Below are 17,889 nucleotides of genomic sequence, written 5' to 3'. Positions count from 1 at the left end.
TATTTTTAAATTTAGTGCACAGGAAATGAAAATAAGACGGAAGGCCTTCCTTCCGTCTTATTTTCTGGTATCGAGACTCTGGAATCAATCGAATTCCAAACTCATCCTTATTTATTAATAATCCCAAACTCTTCGTTCTTCTTCTGCTGCTGGGCTTCCTTGTGATTATCATAGAGGTTAGCCAAGAACTTGGCGATTTCTTTGAGGATAGAATAGGTCGGGATTGCCACAATCATCCCCAGCACACCATAGATATTGCTGGATAAGAGCAAGAGCACCATGATGGTAATAGGATGAACCTTCATCACACCACCAACGATACGGGGATAGAGGATATTACCATCGACCTGCTGGATAATCAGCATGTAAATCAAGGCCGCCACCATCTTCTGAGGATCGGTAAAGGCATACGTAATGACCATGGGAATCAAGCCGATACTCGGTCCAACATAAGGAATCAGATTAGCCAGACTGGAGAAAATAGCAAAGACCAAAGCGTACTTGAGTCCAATGACGCTATAGCCAATATAGGCCAGAGCACCTATAATCAGGGCATCGATTGAAATCCCACTGATATAGCGGGCAACAGTAGCATTGAGATTGGTCAGCAAGCTGGAGATATTGAGCTTATCGCGCTTGAGGACAGTCCGCTCCAGCATGGGCAAAAGCTTATGGCCGTCCATGAGGAAGTAAACCAAGAAAATCGGCGTCATAATCAAAATCATCAGTGTATTGACGACTGCTGACAGAACACTGCCCAGACTGTTGGTCACACTGTTGAGAATATTCTGCAGAATATCCACATAAGACAGGTTGAGCTGCTGGATGGTGGACTGGATATTCAGATTTCGAAAGAGCGGATTTTTAGATAATTGATTGACAAAACTTTGAATTTCCCAATAAAGGCCTTGCGTTGAATTAATCAAGCTGCTCAGCTGATTAATCAAAATCGGCAAGAGATAAATAACACCCAAAGCAATCAAGCCAAACAAAAGGCTGAGCGTAATCAGAATCCCAATCATTCGGTTGATTTTGAGCTTGTCCTGGAGAAATTTCACCAGCGGATTCGTAATATAGTAAAGAAATCCTCCCACAAGAAAGGGAATCAAGATTGTATTCACAACGCTAACAATCGGGGTTATCATATCCCCCATCTGGCGCCAGATAAAGAAAATAATCGTTAGCAAAAGGACCTCACTGGTCCAAAACATCAGCTTACTTTTATGAAACATTTGACTCCTCCTATCAGTTATTTTACCATAAATTTTGTTATAATAAAGGAGATTTAACGAAAGAAAGAGTAAAAATGGAAAAGATTATCAAACTGGAAAATGTAAGCTTGGCTAAACAAGGCCGAACCATCTTAAAAGATCTCAACTGGCAAGTGAAAAAGGGAGAACATTGGGCTATTCTCGGTCTCAACGGTTCTGGAAAGTCCACTCTTCTGCGCCTGCTCATGGCTGAACATTGGAAGACTCAGGGCAAGGTAACGGTTCTGGGTACGGAATTTGGTGCCGGCGACATTCCTCAGCTGCGAACTAGGATTGGAGTAGTCGGCTCCTTCATTGCTGAACGCCTGCCCAGCCATCTCACTGCCGAAGAAATCGTCCTGACAGGCAAGTATAAAAGCAGTATTCTCTACGCTCCTTACGGGCAAACTGAGCTGAACCAAGCTAGGGAAATGCTGGCTTCCATTGGCGGACAAGATTTGATTGGCCGGAGCTACATCAGTCTATCTCAAGGGGAAAAGCAGCTCTTGCTAATTGCACGCAGTCTCATGGAAAAACCAGAATTGCTTATCTTAGACGAAGCGACCAGCGGTCTGGATCTCTTTGCCCGCGAGCGCCTGCTGGATCAGATTGGTAAGATTACACAGATGGACCAAGCTCCAACCATCCTCTATGTCACCCACCATGTAGAGGAAATCACTGCTGCTATGGATCATGTCCTGCTCCTAAAAGAAGGAGAGACTATTGCCCAAGGTCCTAAAGAAGACATTCTTCAAAAAGAGGTCATGGATCGATTTTATCCCCAACCAGTCGAGCTGATTGAGCTGGGAGAAGATCGCTATTTCGTCAAGGTGGAGGTCAGGTCCTCATGAAGCAATTTTCTAATACCATCTTCAACCTGGGCTACTTCCTGATTCTGACCATGACTGCGATTGCCTTGCTTTTCCTGTCTGGGCAGATTCTGCTGTCCCACACTTACATCCCTTTGAGGATTGCAGAAGGAGTCCAATTCGTCAGTAATCCTTGGTATTTCTACCCTATCCTCCTGCTCTTTCTCCTCAGCCTCTTTTTAATCCGACCCCTGTTGGAAAAGGTTCAGACCGAGCATCTTTTTTGGATTTTGTCCCTCATCTTTATAGCAGCAGCGATTTTTCTGATAACGGCCTATGATGGCCGCATCCGAGCTGACGCCAAGCATGTTTTCAATGCAGCGTTGGCCTTTAACCGAGGAGATTACAGCTCGCTGACAACCGTCGGAAGCTACACGTATCGTAATCCCCATCAGCTAGGACTGATGACTCTGGAGCGACTTTATGCTTTTATTTCTCCAACGACTCAGTTTGCCTTTAGCATGAATGTCGTCTGGACTTTACTCAGTCATTTCTTGATTTACAAGATTACTGCCCTGCTCAATGCCAGAGAAATGATTCAGAAATACACGATTCTGCTGACCTTTCTCTTTCTACCACAACTCTTTTTCATCCTCTTTGTCTACGGTACCATTCCCGGGCTCTTCTTCTGTCTGCTCAGTCTCTATGCTTTTATCAAGCTGGATCAGAAAGGAAATTTACTCTATGCCTTGCTGGGAGCGGCCAGTATTAGTCTGGCCTGCCTCCTGCGCAACAACTATATCATCTTTGCCATCATGCTGATTGGAGTCTGCTTCCTGTCCATTTTTTATAAATGGTCTTGGAAGAAACCACTGACTATCATCCTGATTTTAGCCGGCATTGTCCTCTCAAACAAGGGACTGACTGCCTACTATGAGCAGCTGATTGGGGGCAAGATTGGTGTCGGTACCCCAAAAATCGCCTACATCACTATGGGCCTGCGGGATGATCCCAATCGGCAGACCTTAGGAGGCTGGTACGATGCCTACAATACCAAGATTCTCAAGCGCAACAAATATGATGAAAATTTGGCTACAGAAATGGCCACTCGGGATTTGAAGGATATTTTGATTCACTTCAGTAAGCATCCTGCTTATGCGCTCAAATTCTTCTACGAAAAGGTCAAGTCGACTTGGACTGAGCCGACTTTTCAGTCTATTTGGACTGGTCCTCAGATTGAGCGCCAGCAATACATGAAGCCAACTGTCTTGCGCAGCATTTATGAGGAAAGAAAGGGTTATCAGATTGTTAATTTCCTGCTCTTGACCCTGCTAGCCAGTATCTATCTGCTCGCCTGTTTCTTTATCCTGCATAAATTTTTCGTCGCCGAGGAAAAGCTGACGCCTTTTGACCTCTATCCCTTCATCTTTCTCTTGGGGGGCGGCCTCTTCCACTTCTTCTGGGAAACCAAGAGCCAGTATGTCTATATCTATGTCCTCCTTCTCATCCCTTCCGCCGCTCAATCCTTAGTCGACCTGAGCGATTGGTGGAAGAACAAAGGAAAAGGGAAATCAACAGACCAGCTTGAGAAAAACCTATAAAACTTGAACACTTGATAAGAATTTCTTATAATTTTATAGGAATACTAAGTGAAACAAAGTTGAATTTGTAATTAAAATTTTTTGTATTTTGCGAAGGGAGAATAGCGATTTATGTTTTCAATATTAGGTGCAGTATTATTTGGAGTTATAGCAATTATGACAGTTCTTGTTGCTTGCGGTCTGCCTTTGGGCGAATATACAATGGGTGGTCAACATAAAATCTTACCTAAGAAATTTAGACTTGCGGCAGTCGTTTCGGTAGCTATCCAAATTTTTGCCATGATCATTATTTTGCAAGCTGGAGGTTTGCTTCCCTTGTGGTTTTCTTTTAAGATTACTAAATATATTTGTTTCTTCTTTGCCGCTTATCTATCCTTGAATACGATTATGAACATGATTTCAAAAAGTAAGAAAGAAAAATATGTTATGACTCCTCTTTCACTTATAGCTGCAATATGTTTTTGGATAATAGCATTTCAGATGTAATATGTGAAATGAGGTTCATCTACAGTGCGTCAAATTAGAGTTTGGCAATAACATCTCTATACATGATTACTAATGATATAATATTACAAATATCGAATAAAACAAATTAGAATTTGTAGAGGTGAGAAAAATGTAATGGCAACACATTCAACTTAAATCGAAATAGTATAAAATTACGAGGAGATTATAAGATGAACAATTATATAAAATTAAATGAAGATAGATGGAATAATGTAAAAAATGACTATACTGAGCCATTGACACATGAAGAATTAGAAGAAGTTAGAAATAATCCAATTTCTGTTGCATTAACTGTTGGGAAAAAAGCTCCAAAAGAATGGTTTGAAAAAGCAAACGGAAAAAAGATATTAGGTTTAGCTTGTGGTGGTGGTCAGCAGGGACCAGTTTTTGCTATAAAAGGTTATGATGTAACCATAATGGATTTTTCTAAATCACAATTACAAAGAGATGAGTTGGTTGCTAAAAGAGAAGGCTTAAAAATCAATACAGTTCAAGGCGATATGACAAAACCATTTCCATTTGAAAATGAAACTTTTGATATTATTTTTAATCCGGTCTCAAATGTGTATATAGAAGATTTAGACAACATGTATAAAGAAGCCTCTCGAGTATTGAAAAAGGGTGGACTGTTAATGGTCGGATTTATGAATCCTTGGATATACATGTATGATGCTGACATTGTATGGGACAAACCCGATGAAGAATTACTTTTAAAGTTTTCAATACCTTTTAATTCAAAAGAGCTTGAAGAGGAAGGCAAAATAACCATAAATCCAGAATATGGATATGAATTTAGCCATACCTTAGAAACTCAGATTAGAGGACAACTTAAAAATGGTCTCGCTATGATAGATTTTTATGAATCATGTGATAAAAGACATAGATTATCACGTTATGGAAATGACTATATAGCTACACTCTGCATCAAACTATAATATTATAGAAAACACTTAAGGAGAATAGCCCATTTTATTTTCCTTAAGGCTTAAAATCTAAAAATCCCAGTTTGTCTAATTGAATCAAAGAATGTTTAAAACAGTAAATCAAAAAGTTTTACTGTTTTTTGCTCATTTTTCCAAAATAAAAGAGTCAGTAATTTTTGAATCAAGAAAATCGCAATAACTGGAATAAAGCAACCCTAACAAGCATTTTGAAAAGGCAAGAGTATTGATGAGATGTAGTCAACTTCAAAACCGAAATTCTATATTAAATGGAAAGAGCTAAAAGTGTTAGAAATTGTTTAGAGACACTAGTAAAAGAAAATAGAAGACCAACACAGGTTAAGAAGCAAGAGCTAGGGCTCTAACATTAAGTAAATATATGATATAATAGTAAAAATGTTTAGGGAAGCGAATTAGAATGTACAGAGCAAAGGGGATGACAAATGTTGAAGCAGAAAACAAAGACGAGCGCAGTTATATTAGCACTGTTAGCAGCTGGATTTTATGCAATTAACACGCCATTTTCAAAAGTTCTTTTGAATAATGTTACACCAACTTTTATTGCCGCTTTTCTTTATCTTGGTGCTGGTCTTGGCGTTGGAATAATGTATTTATTTCACATAAAAAAAGAGAAAAAATCAGAGAGACTTACAAAGCAGGATTTACCCTATACAATCGGAATGATTGGATTAGATATAGCCGCCCCTATATTTTTAATGATAGGTATAAAAATGGGAACAGCATCTAATGCGTCACTCCTTGGTAATTTTGAAATTGTGGCGACTGCGTTAATGGCGTTACTGTTTTTCAAGGAGAAGGTATCAAGAAAGCTGTGGATTGCCATTGGATTTATTACGCTATCTAGTATTGTTTTGTCATTTGAGGGAAGTGATAGTTTCCAGTTTTCTATAGGTTCTTTTTTTGTGATACTGGCAACCTGTTGCTGGGGACTTGAGAATAACTGTACAAGAAAGATGTCAGATAAAAGCACATATGAGATTGTTTTGCTAAAAGGCATTTTTTCTGGCGGAGGTGCATTTACTATTGCATTGGTACTTGGCGAAAAGATTCCAGAAATGAAATACATTGCCGAAGTTATGCTATTAGGATTTGTAGCATACGGATTAAGTATTTTTCTTTATATAAGAGCGCAAAGAGACTTAGGTGCAGCTAAGACAAGTTCTTTTTATGCTGTAGCACCGTTTGTGGGATCATTTTTAGCCTTTGCAGTAAATGGAGAAAAATTGGCTCTAGAATATTTTATAGGGCTGGCTCTGATGTTGCTAGGAACGGTATTTGTAGTATATGACACTATGGTAAAGCATCATCTTCATGAGCATAAGCATACGATTGTTCATACACATAACGGCGTGACTCATACTCATGTAATCACTCATGAACATGAGCATAAGCACTTCGGTAATGAGGAGAGACATAATCACAAACACGAAGATTATATAAATAGCCAGGAACATAAATTGGCTCATGCGAATGGATTATAAATACCAGTTTGTCTAATTGAATAGAAGAATTTTTAAAGCAGTAAATCACAAAGGTTTACTGCTTTTTTGCTCATTTTGAGAAGTCATAACCACCCGTGAAAACGGGATTTCACCTTGTTCTAAAATTGCCATCTGAGAACGCTTTGACACTTAACTTATCAAAGACAAGGTCATTTTTTCCCAATCGCCTATATATTTAGAAACTATCTTTTCATTTAGGCCCACGGTACTCACATAGTCTCCTCTCGCCCAAAACTTTCGATTGTCATAATATACCCCCTCTTGTTTTTCAATCTGAACAGGAGGGGGTATTTTGAATTGAAATGAATAAGACGTAGCCTTGTGTTATTAGCATTCTTATCACTTCATTTTAATCGTAATCAGCATACCTCCACCAAGCTATTGTTGCAATAAGACCTAGAATACTTACCGCAAACAAACTGACAATGCTCCCAAAATTCAATAATGCTTTTCTTGCAATACCACTTGCGAGTGCAGGAATCGCCCATGGAATATACTTCCCAAAGTTAAGAGCAGAACCAAGCTGAGAAAAAATAATAGTAAAAATGATAAATGCCAATGGAGACAAATAGCCCCGGCCTAAACAAGCAAAAAAAGCTACTGGAGTAGAGAGTATGATCGTAAGAGTAGTACAAAAACCAAAAGTAAGTATACCTTTGAAAATCACCGTTAAGTTCCCACCATCAAGTCCAATCAGATTGCCAGCTAATAATCCCAATAAAAGTGCAAAAATTGATAGAATATAGCTCCATAGAGCGATAACGATAAACTTGGATAATACGATTGTATCTCTTCTTATCGGGAGTGCTAATAGGTCTATCATAGTTTTATCAGAATATTCTCTACCAAAAACCCAAGATGCTGTAAATCCAAAAATGAGCAATCCCCCAACAGAAATGACTTGTGATATGGTCATTAAGTACGACGACCAGTCTGTTATCCTCATCGTTTCCATTTTTGCAGAAATCAAACCAAGATTTTTGAAATTCTCTGGATATTTCATCATAGTTGCAAACAACCCAACAATAAAAGGAACTAAACAGATAGAACAAGCAGTTACGATGGAAAGTTTTGATTTTATTAACTTTCTCCATTCAATTAAAATACAGGAACTAAGCTTTTTCATTCGAAACACCTCTATTATAGTCATTCAGTATTCTTAAGAAATAATGCTCTAAATCTTCTTTTTCAACAGCCAGCGATTTGGGCGGATAACCTGCATTAACCAGCAATGTAGCAATTTCTTCCGGATATTCCACAGATTTTTTATCAATTAGTTCTAAGAAATCGATATTATTTTCTGTGTCTGATTGAATGTTCACCTGATAGCCCTGGTTAGATAATACTTCTTTCATTGCCTTATTATTAGAGCCACTTACTAGTAACTTCTTTTCTAAGTACTGTTCTAATTCACTGCTTTCAACTTCTCTTATAAGTCTGCCCTCATGTATAATGACTATTCTAGTAGCAATTTTAGATATTTCTTCCAGATTATGACTTGAAATAAGAACAGTTGTACCTAGATTATTTGCCAATTCCTTTAACAGTTCTCTCACTTCAATAACTCCAAAAGGATCTAATCCATTTGTTGGCTCATCAAGAATTAGGATTTTAGGTTTATGAATAATCGCTTTTGCAATTCCTAAACGCGCAACATTTCCTAAAGAAAGATGCTTCTCCTGTTTATGTTCATATTGCTTTAGTTTTAATTTTTCAATTACCCAGTCAATATTATCTTTATTAACCCCTCTTAATTTACTAACGATTTTTAAATTTTCTCTCACAGTTAAGTCTGGATAAGAATAAGGCGTCTCGATAATATAACCTATTTCATTTCGAAGTTCTAAATTACTCAGATCTAACTTTTTTCCTTGGATATAACATTCCCCTGATGTAGATTTTATCAATCCTAGCATCATTCTCATCGTCGTTGTTTTCCCTGCACCATTCAGTCCTAAAAAACCTACTATTTCACCACTTTTTATTGATATATTCAAGTTGTTGACAACATTTTTTGTTCCATATCTTTTAGAAAGGTTTGCGGTTCTAATTGCTTCTTTCACCATTACCTATCCTCCTTAGTAATTTGCACAACAATTCCTTGTATGACTAACTTCAATGTAGTATCAAATTGTTCTTCACCGATTTCCTCGATGTGTAATATAGTCATAGCAATCGTTCTAAATAAAGCAGAGACGATTTCTACCGATACATTTTCTCTAATGTTGATTCGGGATACAATTTTTTTAACCATCCTATCATCTATCAGATGATGATTTGTTATCGCCTCTTTTGGTAATTTTCTTACGAGTAATTCCATTTCATGATTTTTAAATATGGTATACATAAATGAATAGCGAAAATCTTGATAAAAATCATAAAGTAACTGTACCAGACGATTTGTATCTATCTTGACTTCCATACCTAATTGTTCAGTCAGGCGATTCATAACATCTATTTGATATTCTTCTAAGACCGTAAAAAATAACATTTCTTTTGAAGAATAAAAATTATAAAAAGAACCTTTGGAAATATCTACCATTGCTGCCATCTGGTCAACTGTGGTTTTCTTAACCCCATATCTTTGAAGGCATTCTTTTGCAACTTTATGTAATTTCTTTCTAATAATTTCTTTTTCTTCGCTAGTAAAAGCAGTAGCCATAACTTCCTTCTAAAAACTCTATGACGTTTTTTGGTTTTACAGTCATAGATTATCATATAAACTAAAAAATGTCAAAAGTCTTATATCTTTTTTGTAAGAAAATATAAGACTTTACATTTACACACACCATAATTTTCTTCTTTTAGACCTAATTATTCGATTTTCACGATTTAAAAAAATAAAGATACAGTACTGAAAGCTCCTATTATCTGGCTTTTCTCTCTGTATCCTTATTGTATATCAAGCTTCTTCTCTCAATTTTTCAATCATGACCAAGAAAGGCGGGTTGTTAATCTGGTTGATGGTCTTGTAGAGGGCAACAGTGAAGTCCTGCTGGGACAGCTGACTGACGAAGTCTAGCACTGCATCTTTCTCCACTTCGCCTCCTTCATGCCCATAGTAAATCATGATAGCTGCGCGGCCGCCTTTTTCCAAGCCTTGACAGACCTTTTCCAAAGCTTCCAGCGTCGTAGCGGGTCGGGTAATAACAGACTTGTCCGCCGAAGGCAGGTAGCCCAGATTAAAAATAGCAGCCTTGAAATGGTCTAGGTATTGGTCCAGCGTCTCATGCCCAGCTAAGATTAGCTGAGCATTGTCCAAGCCAGCTTCTGCCAAGCGCTGGCGGGTCTTTTCCACAGCTTGCTCCTGAATATCAAAAGCGTAGACTTTCCTGGCCAATTGAGCCAGAAAGAGGGTGTCATGTCCATTCCCCATGGTAGCATCCACCACGGTATCTTCCTTGGTCATGACTTCTGCTAAAAAGGCATGGGCCATCTGTAAGGGTCTTAACATACGAATCTCTGCTCCTTTGCTTTACAGCCTTGCTTGCTGCCACGGCGACGCATTTCTGTCTCAATGGCATTGAGAACTTCCCATTTATTGAGGCTCCACATGGGGCCGATCAACATATCCCGCGGAGCATCGCCCGTGATGCGGTGGATGACGATATGCTCGGGGATAATCTCCAGTTGGTCGCAGACGATAGAGACATACTCCTCCTGACTGAGCAGCTGCAGCCGTCCTTCATGGTAATCCCGCTGCATGCGGGTATTGGTCATCAAGTGAAGCAAGTGAAGCTTAATCCCTTGAATGTCATTATCCGTCACACATCGGCGGACATTCTCTAGCATCATCTCATGGGTCTCTCCCGGCAGGCCATTAATCAAGTGAGAGACAATCTCTGCCTTGGGAGCCAGCTTACGAACTCGCTGGACCGTCTCCACATAAAGCTCATAGGAATGGGCACGATTGATGAGGTCCGAAGTCTCCTCATAGGTAGTCTGAAGCCCCAGTTCCACAGTCACATGCATACGCTCAGACAGATCAGCCAAGTAGGCGATGGTCTCTTCAGGCAAGCAGTCAGGCCGAGTCCCGATATTGAGACCAACGACGCCAGGCTCGTTAATGGCTTGCTCATAACGCTCGCGAATCACTTCAAGCTTCTCATGGGTATTGGTGAAGTTCTGGAAATAAACCAGATACTTGCGAACATCAGGCCACTTGCGGTGCATGAAGTCAATTTCCTTATAGAACTGCTCGCGAATGGGCGCATCCGGCGCCACAATGGCATCACCTGAACCCGAAACGGTACAGAAGGTACAGCCTCCATGCGCTACCGTACCATCCCGATTGGGACAGTCAAAGCCCGCATCAATGGGCACCTTAAAAGTTTTTTCACCAAAAAGTTTGCGATAATAATCATTCAAAGAATTGTAAGATTTCATAACTTTCATTCTACCACAAAAAATAGCTTAGAAACAAAAATTCCCTCTTTCACAAGGAAAGAAGGAAATCACCGCTCCCACAAATAGACTTTCAAATCCACACAGCCATTAGCCTTCAAGCCCACTCCCTCCGCCCAGAGCAAGTGTTCTTGGTCTTCCCAGCCCGGTGCGAGGCGTCCTGCCGCATTGACTACCCGATGGCAAGGATGCTTACCGCCATAAAGCTCAGACTGACTGAGAATCTTCCCCACCAAGCGAGCGTTTTTAGGCCGACCAATCAAACGAGCAATCTGACCATAGGTCGCCACGCGCCCAGAGGGAATACTATCTACTAATGCCAAAACAGCATCGATGAGTTCTTGATTTGAATTGGACATACTAAGCTCCTAATCTAGTTTGCTCCTATCTTAAAGAAAGAGCCTTTCTCATCTCTATTTATTTCTGCTTTCCCTTGAAACGCCACTGGAAACGCAGCTTGTCATAAAAAGGAAATTCAATATTGAGGATGGCAAAGCCCATCAAGGCTCCTCCGATAACATCTGTCGGGTAGTGCACGCCCAGATAGACTCTGGAAGCCATAATCATGAAGATAAAGAGCAAGAGCAAACCTTGTACCAAGCGCTTGATTTTTTGGTTTTGAATCCGTTGCTGGACAATGATAATCAAGGTCCCAACAACAATGGCTGTCGCCATGGAATGTCCGCTAGGGAAAGAGTAACCGCCCTCTTCGACCAAATGCGAAATACTGGGCCGACTTCTTTGGTAAACGAGTTTAATCAGCTTAATCAAAATCCCATGTAAGACCAGATTTCCCGCTAGCAAGGCAGCTTCCAGCTTCCATTTTTTGTAAAGGAAAAAAAGGACAAGAGACGAAACCCAGATGATAATTCCGATCGGATCAATCACACTGGTTACAAGTTTGAAAAAAGTCGTCAAAGCTGCAGGCAAGTCTCCCCGCAACCAGGTCTGAATCGGGGTATCAAAACTGGTCAGCTGCTCAGGATAAAACTTGACCATGTAGCCTAGCATGACGAAAAGTAAAAGGGCAAAAGAGCCCTTTGTTAGATAAGATTGTTTATTTTTCATAGCGTTTTAGAACGGGCTGTAAGAGTTTGTAAATTAGCCAAAAGACAGCAGCCCAGATCACTCCTTCTAATAGGTTAAAAGGGACAATCATGGTCAGCAGATACTTGGAAAGACCAAATGCCTTATTAATATCAAAACCAGCAAACCTCGCATAGAGAGGCACAGCATAAATGACATTTAGAATGATCATAGTAATCGTTAGACCAAGTGTTGCTGCCAAGGAAGCCTTCACATAGCTAGATAAGCTCTTTCTTTTTTTCCACAAGAGGGAAAAAGCACAAACAAAGACTGCTACCGCTAGTATATTCATGGGTAAACCGATTAGAGTACCTACGCCATTATTATTCAAAGCCAGCTTTAAGACAGAGCGAATCAAGAGCACTGCTAGAGAGCTTTTTAGATCCAAGACTACCAAAGCCAGTAAAATCGGAATAATTGAAAAATCCAACTTTAGAAACTCAGTTATCAACGGAATCTCATAAAGCATGAGTAGAAATGATAGAGCAGATAAAACTGCTACAATCGCCAACTTACGAGTATTTGTCATCACAGGTTCCTCCAATTTATAAAAATTAGAGAAGCCGGAAAGGCCACTGAAAAAAACTTGACAGCTAATGATTATTTAGTATAAGGCTCAGCCCTTAAATAAAGATTAAACGGCAAGAATGCTTCACTGCCTCTCGTCTTCTCCCATCCAGACTATACTGTCGGTTGTGGAATCTCACCACATCAGCTTGCGCTCGCGGACTTGATTTGACATTGAGAAAAAAACTCCAATCCAAAAATTACCGCCGGTCGGGAATCTCACCCTGCCCTGAAGACATCATTATCATAACAAAAAAAGCCTGCCAGAGCAAGCAATTTGATTGATGTAATTAAGAGTGTTTCAACAATAGTATTCTATCAATCAGGAAAATTTACTGCTTAGATACATTCATTCCGCTACTTCAGCTTATCCGCTTCATACTCATGTACCAAATCTAAGCCAGCAAAATTCTGCTGACGCAGGGCTTCATAGACAATCATACAGACTGTATTTGAAACATTGAGGCTGCGGACATGCTGGTCATTCATGGGAATACGCAGGGCCTTTTCTGGATGACGACGCATAAATTCCTCTGGCAATCCCTTGTCCTCTCGACCAAACATAAAATAGTGCGAACCTTCTGCTGCAAAATTTTCCTCAGAATAGACCTTCTCCGCAAACTTAGAAATCAGATAAAGTCGGCCGTCCATCTGCTCCATAAAATCTTCTAAACTCTCATAATAGGTGATGTCCAGCTTATCCCAATAGTCCAGCCCCGCCCGTTTCATCTTTCGGTCATCAATGGGAAAGCCCATGGGCTTGATGATGTGAAGCGGCGAATTAGTCGCGGCGCAAGTACGGGCAATATTGCCGGTATTCTGCGGAATCTGAGGCTCAAAAAGAACGATATGATTTTTCATAATAAGAATATTTTTCCTAGTATTTTTCTTTAGATAAAAAAATAGCCACACTGCCCGGAGTCAAGCTCAGCAAACAGCGTGGTTAAGGCTTCATTAACTTACATCACAACAGGTTTGAGGTAAACCAATGAAGGTACTCATTTAGTATAACACTTTCAGCCTACAAGTCAATAAAAAATGCTCAAAAAGTTGTACTTTTTTTAAAAATATCACAGGAAGATACCATTTTGGTAAAAAAATATTCGGAATTCTATAAATAAGCAAGCTATTCTGTATTTTATAGATGAAATTTAAATGAAAAAAGAGTATGATAGATACATACTTTGGAGGAATCTAAACTTATGAAAATTATCGTTGTTGGCGGCGGGAAGGTCGGAACGGCCCTCTGTCGCTCATTAGTGGCTGAAAATCATGATGTTATCCTGATTGAGCAGGATGAGGCTGTTCTCAACCAGATTACCAAGCGCTATGACATTATTGGTATTGCTGGCAATGGTGCCAACTTCAAAATCTTAGAACAAGCGGATGTTAGTCACTGCGACATCTTCATCTCTATGACCGAGCATGATGAGGTCAACATGGTTTCAGCTGTTCTGGCCAAACGGATGGGGGCTAAGGAAACCGTCGTTCGGGTGCGTAATCCTGAGTATTCCAACCCTTACTTTAAGGAGAAGAACATCCTAGGCTTCTCGCTGGTGGTCAATCCTGAGCTCCTAACTGCTCGCTATATCGCTAATATCATTGACTTTCCTAATGCCCTGTCAGTAGAGCACTTTGCCAATGGCCGAGTGGCACTGATGGAGTTCAAACTCAAGGAAGACAGCAATCTCTGCCAGATGAGTATTTCCCAGTTCCGCAAGAAATTTGGAAATATCATTGTTTGTGCCATTGAGAGAAAAGGGCACTTGGAAATTCCTGACGGCGACTTCACTTTGGAGGCTGGCGACAAGATTTATGTCACAGGTAACCGCCTGGACATCGTTCAATTCCATAATATGGTACGACCTAGAGTGGTTAAGAGCCTGATGATTATCGGAGCAGGAAAGATTGCCTACTACCTGCTCAATATTCTCAAGAATAGTAAAATCGAGCTCAAAGTCATTGAATCTAACCATGAACGGGCAACCTTTTTCAGTCAGGAATTTCCTGATCTCTACGTCGTCCATGGAGATGGTACTGCCAAGGATATCCTACTGGAGGAACGCGCCAATAACTTTGATGCCATCGCTACCCTGACTGGTGTAGATGAAGAAAATATCATTACTTCCATGTTCCTTAATAATCTGGGTGTACAGAAAAACATCACCAAGGTTAACCGGACTAGTTTGTTGGAAATCATTGATAACCAAGACTTTGCCAGCATCGTGACTCCTAAAGGTATCGCCGTTGATACGGTTATGCACTTTATCCGCGGTCGCTACAATGCTCAGTTCTCTAACCTAGAAGCTCTGCACCATGTAGCCAACGGCCAAATCGAAACCCTGCAATTCCAAATCAAGGAAGAAAACAAGATGACTGGTATTCCTCTGTCTCAGCTTCATCTGAAGAAAGATGTCCTGATTGCGGCCATTATCCGTCAAGGCAAAGCCATCTTCCCTACCGGTGATGACGACCTGCAAGTCGGAGATAAGATTATCGTTACCACTCTGCTGCAAAATATCACGCAGATTTACGATCTGTTAGCGAGGTAGGCCCATGAATAGATCTATGATTCGCTACCTGCTGGCAAAATTACTGCTGATTGAGGCGGCACTGCTGATTGTGCCCATTATCGTCGCTCTAATCTACGGTGAGCCCTTAAAAGTCTTTCTCTCTATCGGGGCGACCATGGCCATCTTGCTAGTTTTAGGTGGAATAGGCTCTTATTTCAAGCCCAAGGACCTGCATATCTACGCCAAGGAAGGGGTCCTGATTGTAGCCCTGTGCTGGATTCTCTGGTCCTTCTTCGGAGCCCTGCCCTTTGTCTTTTCCGGACAGATTCCAGACGTTATTGATGCATTCTTTGAGATTAGCTCTGGATTCACCACGACAGGAGCGACTATCCTTAACGATGTCGGCGTTCTTTCCCATTCGCTGCTCTTCTGGCGCAGTTTTACCCACTTAATCGGAGGAATGGGAGTGCTGGTCTTTGCCCTAGCTATTATGGACAATGCCAAAAATGGTCACTTGGAGGTCATGAAAGCAGAAGTTCCGGGACCAGTCTTTGGCAAGGTTGTGTCCAAACTCAAGAGTACGGCCCAGATTCTTTATATCATCTATCTGGCTCTCTTTGCTATTTTCGCCTTGCTTTATTTCCTGGCGGGTATGCCGCTCTTTGATAGTCTGGTCATTGCCATGGGAACTGCTGGTACAGGAGGATTCACCGTTTATAATGACGGTATTGCCCACTACAACAACTCACTGATTACTTATCTGGTCAGCTTTGGGGTCTTAGCTTTCGGGGTCAACTTCAATCTCTACTATTACTTACTGATTCGTAAGTTTAAAGCTTGCTTTGAAGATGAGGAACTCAAGGGCTATCTCTGGATTGTCTTTCTTTCCACAGCCTTGATTGCCTTTAATGTCTTCCACCTCTATCAAGGCTTTGCCAAGAGCGTGGAGATTTCCTTCTTCCAGGTAGCCAATGTCATCACAACAACTGGATTTGGCTATGGCGATACAGTCAAATGGCCGCTCTTTTCTCAGGTTATTCTGCTCCTGCTCATGTGTATCGGGGGATCAGCTGGATCAACAGCTGGGGGATTCAAGGTCATTCGGGGGATTATCATTTCCCGCATTGCTAAAAATCAGATTCTATCTACCCTATCGCCTAATCGTGTCCTGACCTTGCATATCAATGGCGCAGTCATCGACAAGGATACCCAGCACAAGGTACTGAAATACTTGGCCGTTTATATCTTGATTATTCTAGCTCTCATTTTCATTGTCAGCTTGGATAATAATAATTTCATGACGGTTGTCAGCGGGGTTGTCTCTTGCTTCAACAATATCGGCCCCATGATTGGGACGACAGATAATTTTTCTATCTTTAGTCCTTTTTCCAAACTGCTGCTAGCCTTTGCTATGATTGGCGGTCGCTTGGAAATCTACCCGATTCTCCTGCTCTTCCTGCCTAAGACTTGGTCTAGAAGATAGGAAATGTTCGGAAAATATAGAGGCTCTATAATTTCTGTAGTTGGTAAAACCACTGTAGGAATTATGGAGCCTCTTTGGTTTTATAAAAAATCCCATATAATGAAAAGCGACCAAACCTTTTATCAGAAAGTAAGTTATGAGACTGATACAAAGCTGGAACCAAGGTAAGTTGACCTCAAGGATAGCTTTTCATCTATACAAAAGAAAAGGCTGTGTATGTGCTACCAGCCTCTCTATGTCACATGTTTTTTTAATTATGAAAAGGCTTAGACTCTCTCTTCCCTCTTATTCTTGTGCTTCAAGTTCTTCTTTTTGATCCTCATAAAAAACTACTTTCCCATCTTTGACTTTAAAGGAGTAACTGATCGATTCATATGATTCATCTTTCTCATAGGAATAATAAAAATCATAGGCACCATCCGGAAGAGCTCTGGCATCTAGCCTTGTAGCAGCCTCTTTCAGGTCTTGATCCGTGGTAACTGATGCACTATCATCGATAAAAATAGTCATCCTGACCAACTCTTGATCAATCAAGGTTTGATAAGGAATTTGATAGTAGCCCGCAAAATCTTTTTTCCCCTCTTTGAGATTCTGAGAGGCAAGGTCATTTAGCATTTTCTCCTCTTTACTATTGGATAGAAAGCTAAAGTATTTAATAGGAAGTCCGATTGACTGCTTTTTTAATTTGTTTTCAATTTTTTCCTCAATTTTTTGAATGGATTTCTGTTTCAAAAACACATCCTTATAATCTGGAAGAGAGGGACTATCTGACTCTCTATCATGATAACTGGTATTCTCTTCCAAGGTCACCGTCTGACCATCATAGGTTTTTTCAGAGTAGGTATATTTCACGTTATAGGTAGGCATTTCTAGAGGCGTCCAATCCAAATGATTGATGGTAATGTTACCATGAAGGCCAACCTTCTCACATTCTTTAGTAACTAATTCTTTAGCTCTTTGATAATCGCTCGGCATCATAATCTTGCAACTGGTCAGAAGTACAGCTGATACCAGTAAAACAAGCAAAAGCATAGGCCGATATATTTTATTTTTCATGTTAGTCCCTCCAATCCGATATAATTTAGGAGATAAAATTGATAACAACTAAAAATATACTTTCTGCATTCATATCTTTTTTTGAGGTTTAATAGCATCCAACTATTTCTCTTTCCTATTTTGCTAATATTTACAAGTGAAATCAAAAA

The 17,889-nt window shown here is 40.2% G+C and carries 18 protein-coding genes, 1 pseudogene and 1 riboswitch; of the genes and pseudogenes, 7 read left to right on the top strand and 12 right to left on the bottom strand.

The window, feature by feature from the left end; all coding sequences use genetic code 11:
* Positions 1 to 107: 107 nt before the first annotated feature.
* Positions 108 to 1,232 (bottom strand): AI-2E family transporter, encoded by a 1,125-nt coding sequence (locus FOC72_RS02025; protein WP_002894636.1) that lies wholly within the window; start codon positions 1,230 to 1,232, stop codon positions 108 to 110.
* 74 nt (positions 1,233 to 1,306) lie between these two features.
* Between FOC72_RS02025 and FOC72_RS02020 the strand changes: the two genes are divergently transcribed.
* From FOC72_RS02020 to FOC72_RS02000, 5 genes are all read left to right on the top strand, one after another.
* Positions 1,307 to 2,101, top strand: coding sequence for an ABC transporter ATP-binding protein (locus FOC72_RS02020; protein WP_002894635.1), 795 nt, complete (start codon positions 1,307 to 1,309; stop codon positions 2,099 to 2,101).
* Positions 2,098 to 3,660, top strand: a complete 1,563-nt coding sequence (locus FOC72_RS02015; RefSeq protein WP_002894634.1) for a glycosyltransferase family protein — start codon at positions 2,098 to 2,100, stop codon at positions 3,658 to 3,660. Before FOC72_RS02020 ends, FOC72_RS02015 begins: the two co-directional genes overlap by 4 nt.
* Before the next feature lie 111 nt (positions 3,661 to 3,771).
* Positions 3,772 to 4,146: a hypothetical protein gene (locus FOC72_RS02010; protein ID WP_002894633.1), complete on the top strand. Its 375-nt coding sequence runs from the start codon at positions 3,772 to 3,774 to the stop codon at positions 4,144 to 4,146.
* Positions 4,147 to 4,337: 191 nt separating this feature from the next.
* A complete protein-coding gene (locus FOC72_RS02005) occupies positions 4,338 to 5,102 on the top strand; it encodes a class I SAM-dependent methyltransferase (protein WP_002894632.1) in 765 nt (254 codons plus the stop codon).
* Positions 5,103 to 5,551: 449 nt separating this feature from the next.
* Complete coding sequence (locus FOC72_RS02000) at positions 5,552 to 6,610, top strand: DMT family transporter (protein WP_002894631.1); 1,059 nt, start codon at positions 5,552 to 5,554, stop codon at positions 6,608 to 6,610.
* A gap of 109 nt (positions 6,611 to 6,719) precedes the next feature.
* Here FOC72_RS02000 and FOC72_RS11535 read toward each other — a convergent pair.
* From FOC72_RS11535 to FOC72_RS01955, 10 genes and pseudogenes are all read right to left on the bottom strand, one after another.
* Positions 6,720 to 6,880, bottom strand: a pseudogene (locus FOC72_RS11535) (IS200/IS605 family transposase); the annotation flags it as partial.
* A gap of 100 nt (positions 6,881 to 6,980) precedes the next feature.
* Entirely contained in the window at positions 6,981 to 7,757 is a 777-nt protein-coding gene (locus tag FOC72_RS01995; protein ID WP_002894630.1) for an ABC transporter permease, read from the bottom strand.
* Positions 7,744 to 8,697 carry an ABC transporter ATP-binding protein gene (locus FOC72_RS01990; protein WP_002894629.1) on the bottom strand — a complete coding sequence of 318 codons (954 nt, stop codon included), beginning with the start codon at positions 8,695 to 8,697 and terminating at the stop codon, positions 7,744 to 7,746. The genes FOC72_RS01995 and FOC72_RS01990 overlap by 14 nt, the downstream gene beginning before the upstream one ends.
* Positions 8,697 to 9,293 carry a TetR/AcrR family transcriptional regulator gene (locus FOC72_RS01985; RefSeq protein WP_002894628.1) on the bottom strand — a complete coding sequence of 199 codons (597 nt, stop codon included), beginning with the start codon at positions 9,291 to 9,293 and terminating at the stop codon, positions 8,697 to 8,699. Before FOC72_RS01985 ends, FOC72_RS01990 begins: the two co-directional genes overlap by 1 nt.
* 240 nt (positions 9,294 to 9,533) lie before the next feature.
* Positions 9,534 to 10,085 (bottom strand): tRNA 5-(aminomethyl)-2-thiouridylate-methyltransferase MnmM, encoded by a 552-nt coding sequence (gene mnmM / locus FOC72_RS01980; RefSeq protein WP_002894627.1) that lies wholly within the window; start codon positions 10,083 to 10,085, stop codon positions 9,534 to 9,536.
* Entirely contained in the window at positions 10,079 to 11,026 is a 948-nt protein-coding gene (gene mnmL / locus FOC72_RS01975) for a tRNA modification radical SAM protein MnmL/YtqA (protein ID WP_002894625.1), read from the bottom strand. The genes mnmM and mnmL overlap by 7 nt, the downstream gene beginning before the upstream one ends.
* Before the next feature lie 59 nt (positions 11,027 to 11,085).
* On the bottom strand, positions 11,086 to 11,394 hold the full coding sequence (locus tag FOC72_RS01970) for an MGMT family protein (protein WP_002894624.1): 309 nt from the start codon (positions 11,392 to 11,394) through the stop codon (positions 11,086 to 11,088).
* A gap of 58 nt (positions 11,395 to 11,452) precedes the next feature.
* Positions 11,453 to 12,103 (bottom strand): phosphatase PAP2 family protein, encoded by a 651-nt coding sequence (locus FOC72_RS01965; protein WP_002894621.1) that lies wholly within the window; start codon positions 12,101 to 12,103, stop codon positions 11,453 to 11,455.
* Positions 12,093 to 12,650, bottom strand: a complete 558-nt coding sequence (locus FOC72_RS01960) for an ECF transporter S component (RefSeq protein ID WP_002894619.1) — start codon at positions 12,648 to 12,650, stop codon at positions 12,093 to 12,095. Before FOC72_RS01960 ends, FOC72_RS01965 begins: the two co-directional genes overlap by 11 nt.
* Before the next feature lie 131 nt (positions 12,651 to 12,781).
* Positions 12,782 to 12,929: riboswitch (FMN riboswitch) on the bottom strand.
* A 116-nt stretch (positions 12,930 to 13,045) separates the two neighbouring features.
* On the bottom strand, positions 13,046 to 13,549 hold the full coding sequence (locus FOC72_RS01955; protein ID WP_032914060.1) for a tRNA (cytidine(34)-2'-O)-methyltransferase: 504 nt from the start codon (positions 13,547 to 13,549) through the stop codon (positions 13,046 to 13,048).
* 341 nt (positions 13,550 to 13,890) lie between these two features.
* On the opposite strand from FOC72_RS01955, the gene trkA reads away from it, so the two are divergent.
* Together trkA and FOC72_RS01945 are read left to right on the top strand one after the other, a co-directional pair.
* Positions 13,891 to 15,240, top strand: a complete 1,350-nt coding sequence (trkA, locus tag FOC72_RS01950; protein ID WP_002894616.1) for a Trk system potassium transporter TrkA — start codon at positions 13,891 to 13,893, stop codon at positions 15,238 to 15,240.
* Between the two features lie 4 nt (positions 15,241 to 15,244).
* Positions 15,245 to 16,684 (top strand): TrkH family potassium uptake protein, encoded by a 1,440-nt coding sequence (locus tag FOC72_RS01945; RefSeq protein ID WP_002894615.1) that lies wholly within the window; start codon positions 15,245 to 15,247, stop codon positions 16,682 to 16,684.
* Between the two features lie 285 nt (positions 16,685 to 16,969).
* Here FOC72_RS01945 and FOC72_RS11530 read toward each other — a convergent pair whose 3' ends face one another.
* Complete coding sequence (locus tag FOC72_RS11530) at positions 16,970 to 17,788, bottom strand: hypothetical protein (protein WP_223322328.1); 819 nt, start codon at positions 17,786 to 17,788, stop codon at positions 16,970 to 16,972.
* Positions 17,789 to 17,889: the final 101 nt, after the last annotated feature.

Source organism: Streptococcus sanguinis, assembly GCF_013343115.1.
In the GTDB taxonomy this organism is placed as follows: Bacteria; Bacillota; Bacilli; order Lactobacillales; family Streptococcaceae; genus Streptococcus; species Streptococcus sanguinis_H.
This window is presented reverse-complemented; position numbering and strand designations above follow the sequence as displayed.